Here is a 15,122-nt window from a genome sequence, read left to right as displayed (position 1 = left end):
GTTCGTGGATTGTCGAGCCGGGACCGAGCCGGAAGGGCGAGGACCCGTGTCGAGACCCGACGATCCTGGTTCAGCGGGCGTCGGAACCCGTCGATCCGTTTGCGGGGCCGCTCGCGACCGGTGACGATCCTTTCTCCGGACCACCCCCATCGCTCGGTGCCGTGGGGTTCTTCGGGGCGGCCGGGCGTCCCGGTCGCGGACTGCGGTCGCGGGTGACATAGGCCAGACGGGCGACCACCAGCACCACCGCGAGGCACAGCAGACCCATCAGCCACGACCAGCCGCCGAATGCGGCGGTCGCCGGATCGGGGTAGGTGGCGTCGGCGGTGAAGTCCGCGACCGCACCGGGTTCCGGTGTCCACGACACCGACGTGTCGCTGTTCTGGTCGCCGTTGGTGGCCGTGATCGGTCCGGCGAACGACACCGACAACTTCAGGTAGTCACGCCCGGCGACCAGACCGGTGAGATCCGACGACCCGCGGAAACGCACCACGTCACCGCTGCGCTTGGCGGAGAGGTCCATCGTCATCGCGTTGTCGCCGAAGGCATTGGCCACGATGTCGCCGAACTGGCTGAACTGGCCCGCGGTGAGATTGCTGAACGTCACCCGTGAACCCACCCGGATGGCGCCGGCGTCACCGGCGGTGGCGTCGGTCTGCTGCTGTTCCTGCGGGCTGTCGGCCGACGGCGCCTCTTTGTACTCGCTCACCGACACCTGACCGGCCATCGACTCCGGGACGTCCAGGCGTGGCGGTCCCGACGGGTTGTCGGGTGTGGTGGCGACGATCACGCTGCCCGACATCCGGTCACCGACCGTCGTCGACCGCTCCAGGCACCCCGACAGCAGGGGCGTGGCGAGCAGCAGGATCGCGGCCAGCACCACGGCGGTCACACGCGGGCGGCTCCGGGGGGCCGGCCGCCGCGAGCATGACGTGCGGGATGCGGGCGACGAGCCTGACGGGAGCATGGAGGACGGGCGCACGGTGCTCATCGTGCCAGACCACGCCGTCGGGAACCCGCGAGCGCCGCCATTGCGGCGATTCGTCCGCTCGCGCCGGTCACGCCACCCCCGGGATGGGTGGATGCCCCGGCCAGCAGCAGTCCGTCGGCCCCCGGGACCCGATGACCGCTCAGGTCCGGATGGGGCCGGAACATGAACATCTGGTCGATCGTCATCTCGACGTGCATGATGTTGCCGCCCCGCAGACCGAGTTCGGATTCGAGGAGATCAGGGGTCTGCACATGGCGATGCTCGACGCCGTCGGAGAACCCGGGCGCATACCGGTCGAGCTCGGCGATCACCGCATCGGCGGCGGTCTCGCGCAGGTCCGCCCAGTCCCGGCCACCGGACAGGTGGCGCGGATGCCACTGGGCCCAGATGTTGATCAGATGCCGGTCCGGGGGACTCAGTCCCGGGTCGATCGCCGAGAACGACATCGCCACACAGGCCGGCCGGTCGGGGAGCTCGCCGACCGCCGCCGCGGCCTCCGCCCGCCGGAGGTGTGCGCGATCGGTGACCAGCAGGGCCAGCGACGAGTGCACCCCGTGGGCCGGCAGATCCGACGGCAGGTCGCGATAGACGGGCAGGTCACGTGCGCCGACGCGCACCGCCATGCCCATCCCGGAGCCGACCGAGATCTGGGTGCGCCACCGGTCGAGCAGGTCGGGGGCGAATCCACCCGCACCGAGCAGGTCGAGGGTGGTCAGGATGTGGCAGGCGGCGATCACCGTGGTCGCGCAGCGTGACTGCCCGTCGGTGCCGGTGACCCGCCAGTGGTCGCCGCACCGACCGATCGTCGACGCGGCCGCACCGGTGTGCACCTGCGCACCCTCGGCGTCGAGCCGGCGCAGCAGTGCGGTGGTCAGGGCGCCGCTGCCGCCCACCGCGCGACCGGGCGGGAGCTGGTGCATCAGTGCGGCGAAGCCGATCATCGGGGCGGTGGCGGGGGCGTTCATCGGCGGACCCGACTGCGCGCCGAACCACGCCAGTGCCGCCTTGAGGTGTTCGGAGGTGAACCACCGGTCGAGCAGCGCGTCGCCCGACGCCATCAGTTCCTGGGTCGCCGACAGCATGCGGCCGGTGCGATTGCCGACGACCCCGGTGCGGGCGCTCGTCGCCGTCGCCCCGAGCCCGCCGAAGGCCACTGCGAAGCGACCCGGGTCGGGGGGCTGGTAGAACGCCTTCATCAGGGCCTGCGAGCGCGGGGTCCAGACCTCGACGAACCGTCGGTAGGCATCGGCGTCGCGGCCTCCGCACGAGGCCTCGATCGAGGCGCAGGTGGCGTCGAGGTCGGTCCGGAACACCAGTGGCGGCGCGGTGTCGGTGCCCGGGCAGAACGCCCACGGGTCGCAGTCGAGGTAGGTCAGGCCCATCTCGGTGAGACCGAGGTCGTCGATCACCGGCGAATGCCGGATCATCAGATGCGCCGACGACCCGCGGTCCACCCGGTAGCCGGGGAACCGTTCGACGGTCGACACCGCGCCGCCGGGCACCTCGTCGCGCTCGACGACGCACACCGACCGTCCGGCCCGCGCCAGGTAGGCGGCGGCGACCAGTCCGTTGTGACCGCCGCCGACGACGACGGCATCCCATCGCGGGTGTGCACCGGTGCGCATCGGGGTCACCTCGGGACCGGTCGGCCGGGCTCGAGGCCCGGGTCGGCCAGCGGTAGCCGGCGGCCGAGGAAGGCGAAGGGTCGTGGGTCACCGGCGAAGGTGAAGTGCCGTAGGACGTCGACGAATCCCATCCGGCGGTAGAGCGCCCAGGCACGGTTGCGTTCGGCGGGGATCTCCGGAGTGGACAGCAGCACATGCCGTTCTGGTCGTCCGGTGAGCAGCAGGGTGAGCAACTCCTCGCCGATCCCGTGCCCCTGTGCGGTGGGGTGTACGTGCAGTTCGGTGAGTTCGAAGTAGTCCGCGGAGATCTCGTCGATGTCGGCGGGGGAGGTGCCGGTCAACCGCAACCCGGTACGCAGTTGCTGGTTCCACCACTGATCCGGCGCGCCCCGGTAGCCGTAGGCGATGCCCACCATGATCTCGTCCCCGCCGGGGGACAACGGGTGATGCAACCGCCGGCGATCGATGTCCGGGGTGCGCGGGGTGACCGGGGCGGGTGCGATCGCGGCGAACGCACTCCATCCGGGGCGCGCGATGTGTTCACGCCACAGTCCTGCCCGGTGACGTTCGGTACCGCGGGGGTAGTTCATCGCGGTCACGTAGACGTCGAGCGCGGGCTCGAGCCAGGCCGGGGAATCCTGGCCGGTCAGTCGGGCGAGCCGGATGGTCACGCGCCGTCCTCTCTGTTCTGTACGCAGATCTCACCGATGTTGCCGTCCGCCTTGAACCCTTGCACGGATCTGGCTATATTGAATATGTCGAACGGGTGTTCGATGAATGTGCCTCCGCAAGCTGTTCACCCTACGCCCGCACGACGACGCGGCCCGGAAGTGAGCGAGGGAAGCGCTCACCACCGGGCCGCGTTCAACGAAATGTCGGTGGCCGCACCGATGATGATCGCGTATCCACCGGGAAGGGGAGGGTTCCATGCCATCGCATACCGCATCGTCGGGCAGTGCCCGGTCGTCACGTCGTGGCGCCGCCGAGGTCGACCCCACGGCCATCTCACGTGCTCGCGATCTGCTCGAGCGGGCCGACCTCCTCGTCGACAACGCCGTCGGGATCACCGACGACGACGCCGAACGGTTCCGTCAGCTCTATCTGGCGGCGCTGCGCGGTGCCGGTGCCGCGCTGGCCCTCCACGAGCCCCGGAGCCCTCGTGCCGGCCGGCGTAACGCGGGTGACGCATGGAGCCGGATCGGTGCCCGGGTGCCCGACCTCGTCGGCCATGCGGAGTATTTTGCGGCGCACTCGCGTCGCCGGATGGACATCGAGAGCGGCCTGGACCGGACCGTCCCGGCGGGGCTGATCGCCGAGTTCCATGCTCGGCTGCTGACCTTCCTCGACGCGGTCGAGGCCCTCGTGATCGCTTGCGAGCGAGGCGATCGCGGTCCGGGGTCGGTCACCATGGCGTACCCCGCCTGATATGCCTGGTGGGCTGCCGGACGGGCCGTCGCGGGTAACGCGGCGATCGATGAATTCGACAACCATGGAGGGTAATGGTGGTCGACGTCCGATTCACCTCGTATCATGGAATCTAGCCGCGAACAACAGTTGTCGACGGGCGTCGCGGCGCACATCTCGTCGGTGACTCGTCGGTAACAGTTAGGAGGGTCGGTGCCACTCTCAGAGCACGAGCAGCGGATGCTCGAAGAGATCGAAAGCGCTCTGTACGCGGAGGACCCAAAGTTCGCGTCCAGCGTGACCCGTCGCCGCCTCGGGCGGTCGCCTGGTCGTCGTCGTGTTCAGGCGGCGGTCGTATTCGTCGTCGGGTTGGTGCTGTTGGTGGTGGGGCCGATCATCGGACTCACCGTCGGTGGCTTCCCGATCGTCAGTCTCGTCGGCTTCCTCGTGATGTTCGCCGCCGCGCTCCTGGCCCTGTGGGGTGGAACTCCGGGAAAGGGGTCACACGACTCCGCCGGCCACTCCTCGGGTGGCAAGACCGCTCGCGCCGCAGCACCCAAGCGCAAGTTCACCGAACGGATGGAAGAGCGCTTCAACCGACGCTTCGAGCAGGAATGATCCTCCGGTCGGCCTGAGCCGGCCGGCGTCACCTCCACGTCTCGACGACACAGAACTCGATAACAACGCCGGCGGCGCACCCCTGCAGGGGTGCGCCGCCGGCGTTGTCGGGTCCGTTCTCGAGTCGCTGTCCGAGCTGTGGCCGTGACCCCAGACGGGGTGGGTGCCGCGCTGCCGGTACACCGTTCGACCGATATTCGTTCGATCGACAGTTATTCACCATGTGCTCGTCGCCTGACGTGATCGCCGGCCGCATGGCCGCGCGGTGACCCACCGGGCCCCACCCGATCTCCCCACCGGGCCCCACGCGGTCTCCCCACCGGGCCCCACGCGGTCTCCCTACGAGGCCCCACCCGAATCCCCACCGGGCCCCACTCGAATCCCCACTGCGCCCCACCTGAATCCCCACTGCGCCCCACCGGAGGCATTCAGAGGCTCTCACCTGGCACTTTGGCGTTCATACGTCACGTGCGTAACGCCAGAAGGTGTGCTGACGACACGCGACCGATCACGTTCCCCCACGGAATTCTGCTGCGCTGAACTGGCACTATGCGATCGAGTGGGGGACGGGTGGGGCGTTTGGGGTGGAAAGTGGAGGAAAGTGGGGTACTGTGGGCAGCACTGGATGAGGCGGCACCGGCACGGCGACGCGGAACCCAGGGGCGGGAGGTGTCGACGTGTCCGTGCGATTTGTCGGCACATTCACGCCCAAGCTGGACGACAAAGGGCGACTGACGTTGCCCGCCAAGTTTCGCGATGCGCTGGCAGGAGGGGTGATGGTCACAAAAGGCCAAGACCACAGCCTGTCGGTGTTCCGGGCCGAAGAGTTCGACGTCATCGCGGCGAAGATCGTGGAGGCATCACGCAACGATCCCGAGGCGCGTGCCTATCAGCGGTACTTCTTCGCGAGCACCGACGAGCAGCGCCCCGACGGTCAGGGGCGGATCACGCTCTCGGCCGACCATCGTGCGTACGCGGGACTGTCCAAGGAATGTGTGGTGTTCGGCAGTTTCGATCACCTGGAGATCTGGGACGCGCAGGCATGGCGCGACTACCAGAGCCAACACGAGGAGAACTTCTCGACCGCCGACTCGGCCGCGCTGGACGCGGTCCTGTAGCCGAGAAGAGACGAGTGCCGGCCAATGCACTCGGCCCCGGGTGGCCCGAGGCCTCGGCCCGGTCAGACCCTGGCGTACTTCCCCAACGCCAGGTTCACGATCGGGCCGGGACCCCGCGCCATCACAGGCCATCGCAACGAACGACGTACTCCCGATCCTCGCGTCCGGTATCGGACGGCGTGTGGATCGGTCCACTCGAGGGGCAGATCGGTGACACCGCAGCACGATGACGACGACACCACCGCAGGTGGACGTCGATCCGGCGAGTTCGGGCACGTACCCGTCATGGCCGCCCGCATCGTCGAACTGCTCCGTCCGGCCCTCGACACCGACGCCGTGGACACCCCGATCTACGTCGACGCCACCCTCGGCGCCGGTGGGCACAGCGAACTGATCCTGCGGGAGTTCCCGCGGGTCCGGGTGATCGGCATCGACCGGGATGACTCCGCACTGGAGATCGCCTCCGCCCGGCTCGCCTCCTACGGCGACCGGATCTCGCTGCACCGAGCCCGATTCGACGAACTGTCCACCGTCCTCTCCGACGCCGGTGCCGACCGGATCGACGCCGCACTGTTCGACCTCGGTGTCTCGTCGATGCAGCTCGACCGCGCCGACCGCGGTTTCGCCTACTCCGTCGACGCCCCGCTGGACATGCGGATGGACAACCGCGAGGGACTCACCGCGGCGGACGTGCTCAACACCTACTCGCATGGCGACCTCGCCCGGGTCCTGCACGACTACGGCGACGAGCGCTTCGCGGGCAAGATCGCCTCGGCGGTGTTGCGTGAACGCGAACGCGAACCCTTCACCACCAGTGGCCGTCTCGTCGAGTTGCTGTACGCGACCATCCCGGCGGCCACCCGCCGGACCGGGGGACACCCGGCCAAACGAACCTTCCAGGCGCTGCGGATCGAGGTGAACCACGAACTCGACGCGCTGCGGCACGCCCTGCCCGCCGCGCTGGCCGCGCTGCGCGTGGGTGGACGGATCGCGATGATGAGCTACCAGTCCCTCGAGGACAAGATCGTCAAGCGCGAGTTCGCACTTCGCACCACATCGACCTCGCCCGCCGGACTGCCGATCGAATTGCCCGGTACCGCACCGCGTTTCCGCCTGATCACCCGTGGGGCCGAACGACCCGACGAGCACGAACTGGAGATCAACCCGCGTTCGGCCCCGGTACGGGTACGGACCATCGAACGAGTCGCCGAGGAGGTCGTGTCATGACGGTGCTCGACGACACCCGCGCGTCGAAAGGCAAGCGCACCAAGGTCGCCGACGAGGCAGGTACCGCCGAACGACGGGGCCGCGACGGACGGGTCACCGGCTCCCGGGCCACCCGGTCGAAGGCCGCACAACGGGCCATCGACCGGCACAGCAAACGCCTCGACACCGACGACCGTCGCTCGCGGCGCTCGTCGACGAAGACCGACACCGGTGCAGGTCGCCTCAGGTCACGGACCAGTGCCCCGATCACGCTGCGCGAGCGGCTGATCCGCGTTCCGATCGTCGTGCCGGTGCTCGCGCTGCTGGCCCTCGGACTCGGACTGAGCCTGTGGTTGTCGACCAAGGCCGCACAGGACTCCTACGATCTCGGCGTCGCCCGCAAGGAGAACCAGTCGCTCACCGATCAGCGCGATGCGCTCAAACGTGCCTACGAGTCGGGGAGCTCGGCACCCGAGCTGTCCGACAAGGCCGCCGCACTCGGCATGATCCCGGCGAAGAACCCGGCGCGAATGGTGGTCGGCCCCAACGGTCGTCCGCGCATCGTCGGCGATCCGAGCCCGGCCGCCGGCACCCGGATGGGCACGATCAACCCGGAGAACACGCCCGATCCCACCGCCCAGATCGATCCCAAGAAGGTCGACGACTCGATCGGCCTGACCGGCTCGGCGGCCACCGGGACACCCACGGCCACACCGGCGCCCTCGACCCCGGCGGGGTCGACACCTTCGGGATCCACCCCGGCCACCCCCTCGGCGCCCGCCCCCGATCCCGAGGCGACGGTACCGGCACCGAATGTGCTCCCGCAGAACGCGACACCGACAAATCCGACCAACCGGGATCAGACCCAGGCGACGCCGACCACAACCGGCAACCCGCCGAGCACAAATTCCCCGGCTTCGCGATAGCGCAGTGGACAATTGACAACCATGACACGAGCGAGGAGTCCGCGATCCGCCGACGTCCCGCCACCGCGAGTCCCACGCCGTCCCCGTAAGACCGGCGGTCCGTCGGGATCGGACCCCAAGCGTCCGGGCATGTTCACCCTGCGCAGCCGGATCGCGTGGGTGGTGATCGTGCTCGCCGTTCTCGCGGTCGCCGTACGGATGGTCATCGTGCACACCATCGAGTCGTCGTCGCTGTCGGCGCAGGCAGCCGAGCAGCGCGAGTACACACAGGTGCTCACCGCCAAACGCGGCTCCATCCTCGACCGCAACGGCCGGCCGCTGGCCTACACCGACGAGGCGCGGTCGCTGACCTTCCTGCCGCAGGTGGTGCGCAAGACGATCGGCGCCGCACACCACGACAACCCGGAACTGCCCGACGTCGACACCCGGCTGAAGGAGATCTCGGCGGGCGTCAGCTCGGCGCTCGGTGGTTCGATCAGCGCCGACGACCTGCTCGCCAAGCTCAAGAGCGACGACACCTTCGTGTACCTGGCCCGCTCGGTCAGTCCCGACGTCGCCGCCCGCATCACCTCGGAGTTCCCGGAGGTGGGCGCCGACCCGCAGAGCATCCGGCTGTACCCGGGCGGGTCGCTGGCCGCCAACGTGGTGGGCGACGTCAACTACGACGGCAACGGCCTGATCGGCCTGGAGGCCTCGCTCGACTCGATCCTGGCCGGTACCAACGGTTCCCGCACCTACGACCGCGGTTCCGACGGTGCGGTCATCCCGGGTTCGACCCGCAACGTGCACCCGGCGATCAACGGTGCCACCGTCCGCCTGACCCTCGACTCCGACATCCAGTGGTTCGTCCAGGCCGAGGTCGCCAAGGCCAAGAAGGCCTCCGGCGCCAAATCGGCGTCGGCGGTGGTCCTCGACTCACACACCGGCGAGGTGCTCGCCATGGCCAACGACGGAACCTTCAACGCCTCCCAACCGCTCGACGAGCAGCCCGACGCCCAGCTCGGCAATCCGTCGGTGACCTCGCCGTTCGAACCCGGGTCGGTCAACAAGATCATCACCGCCGCCGCGGCCATCGAGTACGGACTGACCACCCCCGACCAGGTGCATCAGGTGCCCGGCAGCATCCGGATGGCCGGCGTGACCGTCAACGACGCCTGGACCCACGGGGTGGAGCCGTACACGACCACCGGGATCTTCGGGAAGTCGTCGAACGTCGGCACACTGATGCTGGCCCAGCAGGTCGGCGAGGAACGTTTCGCAGACATGGTGACCCGATTCGGGTTGGGGCGTTCCACCGGAGTGGGCCTACCGGCCGAGAGTGCCGGCGAGGTGCCCGCGCTGAGTCAGTGGTCGGGTGGTTCGTTCGCGAACCTGCCGATCGGACAGGGCCTTTCGATGTCGCTGCTGCAGATGACCGGGATGTATCAGGCCATCGCCAACAACGGCTTGCGCATCCCGCCGCGCATCCTGATGTCGGAACAGCGTGACGGGCAGGGCGCCGAGGTGGAGCAGCGTCCGGACGGTGTGCAGGTGGTCAGCCCGCAGACCGCGCAGACCGTCCGCAACATGTTCCGGGCGGTGCTGCAGGACGATCCGATGGGTGTGCAGATGGGTACCGGCGCCAAGGGCGCCGTTGCCGGCTACCAGCTGTCCGGCAAGACCGGCACCGCCCAGCAGGTGGATCCGGCGTGTGGCTGTTACTCGACGTCGAGCTACAACATCACCTTCGCCGGCATCGCCCCCGCCGACAACCCGCGCTTCGTCGTCGGCATCATGCTCGACAATCCCAAGCGCAGCAGCGACGGCTCCGGCGGACAGTCGGCGGCACCGCTGTTCGCCACCATCACGTCGTGGATTCTGCAGCACGATCGCATCCCGCAGTCGGCCACGCAGACCCCGCGACTGACCCTGCAGGCGTCGCGCTAGCCAAGGCGCGGGCTGACGGTATCGTGAGTGAGTTCAATCGTGGGGTGCGTTCCGACGTGGGTGCGGTGACCTGGCGCCGCCAGCTCGGCGCAGAGGTGTCACCGGCACCTCCGACCGACACCCCGACCGACACCCGCAGCCGCGGGTGAGAGGAGGCGAGCAGACCCCCATGGCGTCGACTCGTCGCGGCCAGCGCACACCGGCCGCCCTGACCAGACCCACCAGCGTCGACCCGACCGAGGTGTCGGTGCTGTCCACCGCCACCGGTGCCCGCCTCGACCTGGTCGGTGGCGCGACGGCGCACACCGCGGTGACCGGGGTGGCCCTGCGGGCCCAGGACATCGTGGCCGGTGATCTGTTCGCCGCGCTGCCCGGTGCCCGCACCCACGGTGCCCGGTTCGCCGCCGATGCCGTCGAGCGTGGCGCCACCGCGGTGCTCACCGACCCCGCCGGGCGCAGCGAACTGGCCCGCACCCTGCCCCCGGACACCGCGTGCGCGGTGCTGGTGCACCCGGACCCGCGCAGCGTCCTCGGCGGCGTCAGCGCCCGCGTCTACGGCAACCCGTCGCAGCGACTCAAACTGATCGGCATCACCGGTACCTCCGGCAAGACGACGACCAGCTACATGGTGGAGGCGGCGCTGCTCGCCGCCGGCCACTCCGTCGGCCTGATCGGGACCGTCGAGACCCGAGTCGACGGCGTCGCCCAGCCGAGCTCGCTGACCACCCCGGAAGCGCCCACCCTGCAGGCCCTGCTCGCGGCGATGGTCGAGCGCGGGGTCGACACCGTGGTGATGGAGGTCTCCAGCCACGCGCTGTCGCTCGGCCGCGTGGACGGCGCGCACTTCGCGATCGGCGGGTTCACCAACCTCTCCCAGGACCACCTCGACTTCCATCCGACGATGCGTGAGTACTTCGAGGCCAAGGCCCGGCTGTTCGCTGCCGGCGCCGCCACCCGCGCGGTGCGGTCGGTGGTCTGCGTCGACGACGACTGGGGCCGGCGGATGGCCGAGATCGCGCGCGCCGGATCGTCTGTCGCACCGGTCACCGTGTCGACCACCGAGGTCCCGGCCACCTGGCACGCCGGGTCCTCCACGCCGCATGCCGACGGGTCACAGGATGCGGCGATCACCGGCCCCGGGCGTGCCGCGACGACGCTGACCGTCCCGCTGCCCGGGCGCTACAACATCGCCAACGCGACCCTGGCCCTGGCCATCGCGGTCACTGCGGGGCTCACCGTGACCCAGGCCGCCACCGCGATCGCGTCGGTCTCCGTGCCCGGCCGCCTCGAACGGGTCGACCGCGGACAGCGGTTCCTCGCGATCGTCGACTACGCACACAAGCCGGGCGCGCTGGAGGCGGTGCTGACCACCCTGCGCGGGCAGGCCACCGGACGGATCGGTGTGGTCGTCGGCGCCGGCGGTGACCGTGACCACGGCAAACGGTCGATCATGGGTGCGGTCGCCGCGCGCGGTGCCGACCTGGTGATCATCACCGACGACAACCCCCGGACCGAGGAACCCGCCACCATCCGTGCGGCGATGCTCGCCGGGATCGACGAGGTGCCCTACGACGAGCGACCGGCCGGGGCCGAACACCGCGAGATCGGCGACCGTCAGGCGGCGATCGAGGCCGCGGTGGCATGGGCACGGGACGGCGACATCGTCCTGGTGGCCGGCAAGGGACACGAGAGCGGGCAGGAGATCGACGGAGTGAAGCATCCCTTCGATGACAGGGTGGTGCTCGCCGAGGCGCTCGACGACGTCCTCGCCCCACACCCCGGAGACCGGCAGTCGGGAAACGACCGGTGATCGCCGACGCGACGGTGACCGTGCTGGTCGCCACCGACCCCACCGCCCGTGACCTCGGTCGAATCCTGCGGACGCTGGTGTCCACCGCCGATGACCGGCGGGCGCAGTCGCAGACGCCGATCCGGACGTGGGCGGTGCTCGGCGAGGTACGCACCGACGACGGGCTCAGCGAGAACGAGCACGTCGTCGAGCACGACCGGATCGGCAGGCAGGCCGTGCGGCTGGCCGTCGACAAGGTGCTGTGCGTGGGGCCGACCCGCGCGGTCCGCGCGCTGCACCAGGGTGCGGTGATGGAGGGATCGTGGGGTGACGAGGCCCGACTGGCCGAGGACCCGGCCGACGCCGCGCCGGTGCTGCACGCCGATCCGGACTGGACCCCGCAACCCGGGGACGTGGTGCTGGTCGCGGGACCGGACGTACCGCTCGCCGAGATCGTGGCGGTGTGGCGTGAGCGCCTCGGGCGCGCGGTGGTCGAGGTCGACGCCGCGACCGGATCCTGACCGCGGGCGGTGAGCGCCCCGGTGTCGGCGGGCGACCGGCCGGCGGCGGGGGACCGGCTGTCGGCGGGGATCGGGAGAGACGTAGGGTTCGGCGGGGCATTCCGCCGGTGACCGGTGGAATGGCAGGAAGACGACAAGTGAAGGGCAGGACTGTCAGGTGACCCAGATCCTCATCGCGGGTGCGATCGCGATAGCGGTGTCGATCATGCTCACCCCGGTGCTCATCCGCGTGTTCTCGCGGCAGGGCTTCGGCCAGGAGATCCGCGTCGAGGGGCCGCAGAGCCACCAGACCAAGCGGGGGACCCCGTCGATGGGTGGCGTGGCGATCCTCATCGGATTGTGGGCCGGATACCTCGGCGCCCACGCAGCCGGACTGTTCATGTCCTCCGACGCCGGTCCGAGCGCCTCGGGTCTGCTCGTCCTCGGCCTGGCGACCGTCCTCGGCGGCGTCGGCTTCCTCGACGACATCATCAAGATCCGCAAACACCGCAACCTCGGCCTCAACAAGACCGCGAAATCGGTCGGACAGTTCGGCGCGGCCATCCTGTTCGGCATCCTCGTCCTGCAGTTCCGCAACGACGCCGGACTCACCCCGGCGAGCACCAACCTCTCCTATGTGCGCGACATCGCGGCCATCTCGATGGTGTCGGTGGTCTTCGTCATCTTCGTCTGGCTCGTCGTCGCCGCCTGGTCCAACGCGGTCAACTTCACCGACGGACTCGACGGCCTGGCCGCCGGTTCGATGGCGATGGTGCTCGGCAGCTACGTGTTCGTCGCGTTCTTCCAGTTCGTCAACGCCTGCTCCGGTGGCGCCAAGCCGGCCACCGAGATCCCGACCGGGTGCTACAACGTCCGCGACCCGCTCGACCTGGCGATCGTCGCGGTCGCCGGTGGCGGCGCCTGCCTGGGCTTCCTGTGGTGGAATGCCGCACCGGCCAAGATCTTCATGGGGGACACCGGTTCGCTGGCGCTCGGCGGCATGCTGGCCGGTCTGTCCATCACCACCCGCACCGAACTGCTCGCCGTGGTGATCGGCGCCCTGTTCGTCGCCGAGATCGTCTCGGTGGTCATCCAGATCGCCTTCTTCCGCACCACCGGACGCCGCGTGTTCCGGATGGCGCCGTTCCACCACCACTTCGAACTCGGCGGCTGGGCGGAGACCACGGTGATCATCCGGTTCTGGCTGCTCACCGCGATCGCATGTGCGCTGGGCCTGTCGCTGTTCTACGGGGAGTTCCTGACCACCAATGGCTGATCACATTCCCGCCGATGTCGCGTCCTGGCCGGCCGGCCGGGAGGTGGTGGTCGCCGGTGGCGGCACCGCCGGGATGTCGGCCGCCCGGCATCTGCTCGACCTCGCCGCCCGGGTCACCATCGCCGACGACCGCGCCGAGGACCCGTCAGCGATCGCGGGCGGGACCGAGATCGCCGGGCGCGGCGCCCGGTTCACCACGGTTGCCGCGCTGCTCGCCGACGACGACTGGACCACCCGCACCGACCTGGTGATCGCGTCACCGGGGTTCGCCCCCACCCACGGGCTGCCGACTGCGGCGGCCGTGGCCGGGATCCCGGTGTGGGGTGAGGTCGAACTGGCGTGGCGCCTGGATGCCGCGGGCGTGTTCGGTGCGCCCCGCACCTGGCTGGTCGTGACCGGCACCAACGGCAAGACCACCACCACGTCGATGCTCACCGACATCGTCACCGCCTCGGGCCGGTCGGCGCAGGCCTGCGGCAACATCGGGCTGCCGGTCCTGGACGCGATGGCCGCCCCCGAGCGCGTCGAGGTGCTGTGCGCCGAGCTGTCGTCGTTCCAGCTGCACTGGGCGCCGTCGATCGCCCCGGCCGCCGGGCTGGTGCTCAACATCGCCGACGACCACCTGGACTGGCACGGCTCGTTCGACGCCTATGCCACCGCCAAGCAGGTCGCGCTGCACGGGGCGATCGGTGTGGTCGGTCTCGACGATCCGGTGGCCTCCGGGCTGTCGGCCGCCGGCCGGCGGGTCGGCTTCACCCTCGGCGATCCGCAACCGGGTGAGCTCGGGGTCCGTGACGGGGTCCTGGTCGACCGTGCCTTCGCCGACGACCCGTCGGGTGTGGCACTCGTCCAGGCCGACGTGATCCATCCGGCCGGACCCTCCGGACTGGCCGATGCACTCGGTGCGGCCGCCCTGGCCCGGGCGATCGGCGTCGAGCCCGAGGCCGTGCGCGCCGCGCTGACCGCGTTCCGGCCGGCCGGCCACCGCGGTGAGGTGGTCGCCCGGATCGGGGAGATCGCCTTCGTCGACGACTCCAAGGCCACCAATCCGCATGCCGCGCAGGCCGCCGTCGCCGCACACCGCCGGGTGGTGCTGATCGCCGGCGGACTGCTCAAGGGGGCGTCGCTGGACGCGATGCTCGACGCGGTGGGGGATCGACTCGGCGGCGTGGTGGCGATCGGACGTGATCGGGGTCTGGTTGTCGATGCGATCGCGCGACACGCCCCAGAAGTCCCAGCAGTCACAGTGTTCACAGGGGACGATGGCTGCGTGACCGTTGCGCGCGAGCTTCCCCGTGATCCCGGGACCGATCTGCGATCGGCCTCCTCCGTCACCCCGATCCCGGCCGGGTCCGATCCCGCGGTCGCGGTGATGGACCGGGCCGTCGGAATCGCCTGGGACCTGGCCGAGGCCGATCCGGCCCGACCCGACGCCATCCTGCTCGCGCCCGCGGCAGCGTCACTGGACATGTTCGCCGGCTACGGCCGTCGTGGCGATGCCTTCGCCACGGCCGCCCGCGCGCTGGCCGACGTCCACGACGCGTCGCGTGCCGAGCAGGGGCGTCGGCAGTGAGCGCCGGTACCGCGGATCCGGACCGGATCACCGAGAGCACACTCGGCGACACCAGGCCCGCCGGTCACGCGGGCCCGTACGACACCGGCACCGACGACACGAACCCCGACGGCACGGGCCCCGGCGACACGGGCCCCGACGACGCGACTGCGGCCGCCCCGCGCCCGCGC

Annotated in this window: 13 protein-coding genes; 10 read left to right on the top strand and 3 right to left on the bottom strand. The window is 70.2% G+C overall.

Features of this window, described 5'->3' with window-relative positions; all coding sequences use genetic code 11:
- Window positions 1-70 precede the first annotated feature (70 nt).
- The 3 genes from GD1_RS22170 to GD1_RS22160 all read right to left on the bottom strand — a co-directional run bounded on the left by GD1_RS22170 (window position 71) and on the right by GD1_RS22160 (window position 3,287).
- Window positions 71-892, bottom strand: a complete 822-nt coding sequence (locus tag GD1_RS22170; protein WP_373855352.1) for an LppM family (lipo)protein — start codon at window positions 890-892, stop codon at window positions 71-73.
- A 95-nt stretch (window positions 893-987) separates the two neighbouring features.
- The gene (locus tag GD1_RS22165) at window positions 988-2,616 is read right to left on the bottom strand and encodes a phytoene desaturase family protein (protein ID WP_059039617.1); all 1,629 of its coding nucleotides are present in this window, start codon (window positions 2,614-2,616) and stop codon (window positions 988-990) included.
- A 5-nt stretch (window positions 2,617-2,621) separates the two neighbouring features.
- On the bottom strand, window positions 2,622-3,287 hold the full coding sequence (locus GD1_RS22160) for a GNAT family N-acetyltransferase (RefSeq protein ID WP_020790140.1): 666 nt from the start codon (window positions 3,285-3,287) through the stop codon (window positions 2,622-2,624).
- 256 nt (window positions 3,288-3,543) lie between these two features.
- Between GD1_RS22160 and GD1_RS22155 the strand changes: the two genes are divergently transcribed.
- From GD1_RS22155 to murD, 10 genes are all read left to right on the top strand, one after another.
- A complete protein-coding gene (locus GD1_RS22155) occupies window positions 3,544-4,041 on the top strand; it encodes an SAV_6107 family HEPN domain-containing protein (protein ID WP_059039615.1) in 498 nt (165 codons plus the stop codon).
- A gap of 192 nt (window positions 4,042-4,233) precedes the next feature.
- The gene (locus GD1_RS22150) at window positions 4,234-4,638 is read left to right on the top strand and encodes an SCO2097 family morphological protein (RefSeq protein WP_059039613.1); all 405 of its coding nucleotides are present in this window, start codon (window positions 4,234-4,236) and stop codon (window positions 4,636-4,638) included.
- 677 nt (window positions 4,639-5,315) lie between these two features.
- Window positions 5,316-5,756: a division/cell wall cluster transcriptional repressor MraZ gene (gene mraZ, locus GD1_RS22145; protein WP_053777368.1), complete on the top strand. Its 441-nt coding sequence runs from the start codon at window positions 5,316-5,318 to the stop codon at window positions 5,754-5,756.
- A gap of 285 nt (window positions 5,757-6,041) precedes the next feature.
- Complete coding sequence (rsmH, locus tag GD1_RS22140) at window positions 6,042-6,983, top strand: 16S rRNA (cytosine(1402)-N(4))-methyltransferase RsmH (protein ID WP_053777401.1); 942 nt, start codon at window positions 6,042-6,044, stop codon at window positions 6,981-6,983.
- Window positions 6,980-7,888 (top strand): cell division protein FtsL, encoded by a 909-nt coding sequence (ftsL, locus tag GD1_RS22135; protein WP_083534609.1) that lies wholly within the window; start codon window positions 6,980-6,982, stop codon window positions 7,886-7,888. Before rsmH ends, ftsL begins: the two co-directional genes overlap by 4 nt.
- A 21-nt stretch (window positions 7,889-7,909) precedes the next feature.
- Window positions 7,910-9,814, top strand: coding sequence for a peptidoglycan D,D-transpeptidase FtsI family protein (locus tag GD1_RS22130; RefSeq protein WP_083534607.1), 1,905 nt, complete (start codon window positions 7,910-7,912; stop codon window positions 9,812-9,814).
- 169 nt (window positions 9,815-9,983) lie between these two features.
- On the top strand, window positions 9,984-11,624 hold the full coding sequence (locus GD1_RS22125) for a UDP-N-acetylmuramoyl-L-alanyl-D-glutamate--2,6-diaminopimelate ligase (protein WP_059039610.1): 1,641 nt from the start codon (window positions 9,984-9,986) through the stop codon (window positions 11,622-11,624).
- A complete protein-coding gene (locus GD1_RS22120; RefSeq protein ID WP_373855350.1) occupies window positions 11,621-12,124 on the top strand; it encodes a UDP-N-acetylmuramoyl-tripeptide--D-alanyl-D-alanine ligase in 504 nt (167 codons plus the stop codon). The genes GD1_RS22125 and GD1_RS22120 overlap by 4 nt, the downstream gene beginning before the upstream one ends.
- A 157-nt stretch (window positions 12,125-12,281) precedes the next feature.
- Entirely contained in the window at window positions 12,282-13,379 is a 1,098-nt protein-coding gene (gene mraY, locus GD1_RS22115) for a phospho-N-acetylmuramoyl-pentapeptide-transferase (protein ID WP_020791153.1), read from the top strand.
- Complete coding sequence (gene murD, locus GD1_RS22110; protein ID WP_059039608.1) at window positions 13,372-14,952, top strand: UDP-N-acetylmuramoyl-L-alanine--D-glutamate ligase; 1,581 nt, start codon at window positions 13,372-13,374, stop codon at window positions 14,950-14,952. The genes mraY and murD overlap by 8 nt, the downstream gene beginning before the upstream one ends.
- Window positions 14,953-15,122 lie beyond the last annotated feature (170 nt).

The organism is Gordonia desulfuricans NBRC 100010, assembly GCF_001485495.1.
Classification (GTDB): Bacteria; Actinomycetota; Actinomycetes; order Mycobacteriales; family Mycobacteriaceae; genus Gordonia; species Gordonia desulfuricans.
This window is presented reverse-complemented; position numbering and strand designations above follow the sequence as displayed.

What these genes read in the sequence shown, in the direction of transcription:
- GD1_RS22155 (WP_059039615.1), top strand. Translation starts at nt 3,544, where the DNA reads ATGCCATCGCATACCGCATCGTCGGGCAGTGCCCGGTCGTCACGTCGT.
- GD1_RS22125 (WP_059039610.1), top strand. Translation starts at nt 9,984, where the DNA reads ATGGCGTCGACTCGTCGCGGCCAGCGCACACCGGCCGCCCTGACCAGA.
- GD1_RS22165 (WP_059039617.1), bottom strand. Translation starts at nt 2,616, where the DNA reads ATGCGCACCGGTGCACACCCGCGATGGGATGCCGTCGTCGTCGGCGGC.
- ftsL (WP_083534609.1), top strand. Translation starts at nt 6,980, where the DNA reads ATGACGGTGCTCGACGACACCCGCGCGTCGAAAGGCAAGCGCACCAAG.
- rsmH (WP_053777401.1), top strand. Translation starts at nt 6,042, where the DNA reads ATGGCCGCCCGCATCGTCGAACTGCTCCGTCCGGCCCTCGACACCGAC.
- murD (WP_059039608.1), top strand. Translation starts at nt 13,372, where the DNA reads ATGGCTGATCACATTCCCGCCGATGTCGCGTCCTGGCCGGCCGGCCGG.
- GD1_RS22130 (WP_083534607.1), top strand. Translation starts at nt 7,910, where the DNA reads ATGACACGAGCGAGGAGTCCGCGATCCGCCGACGTCCCGCCACCGCGA.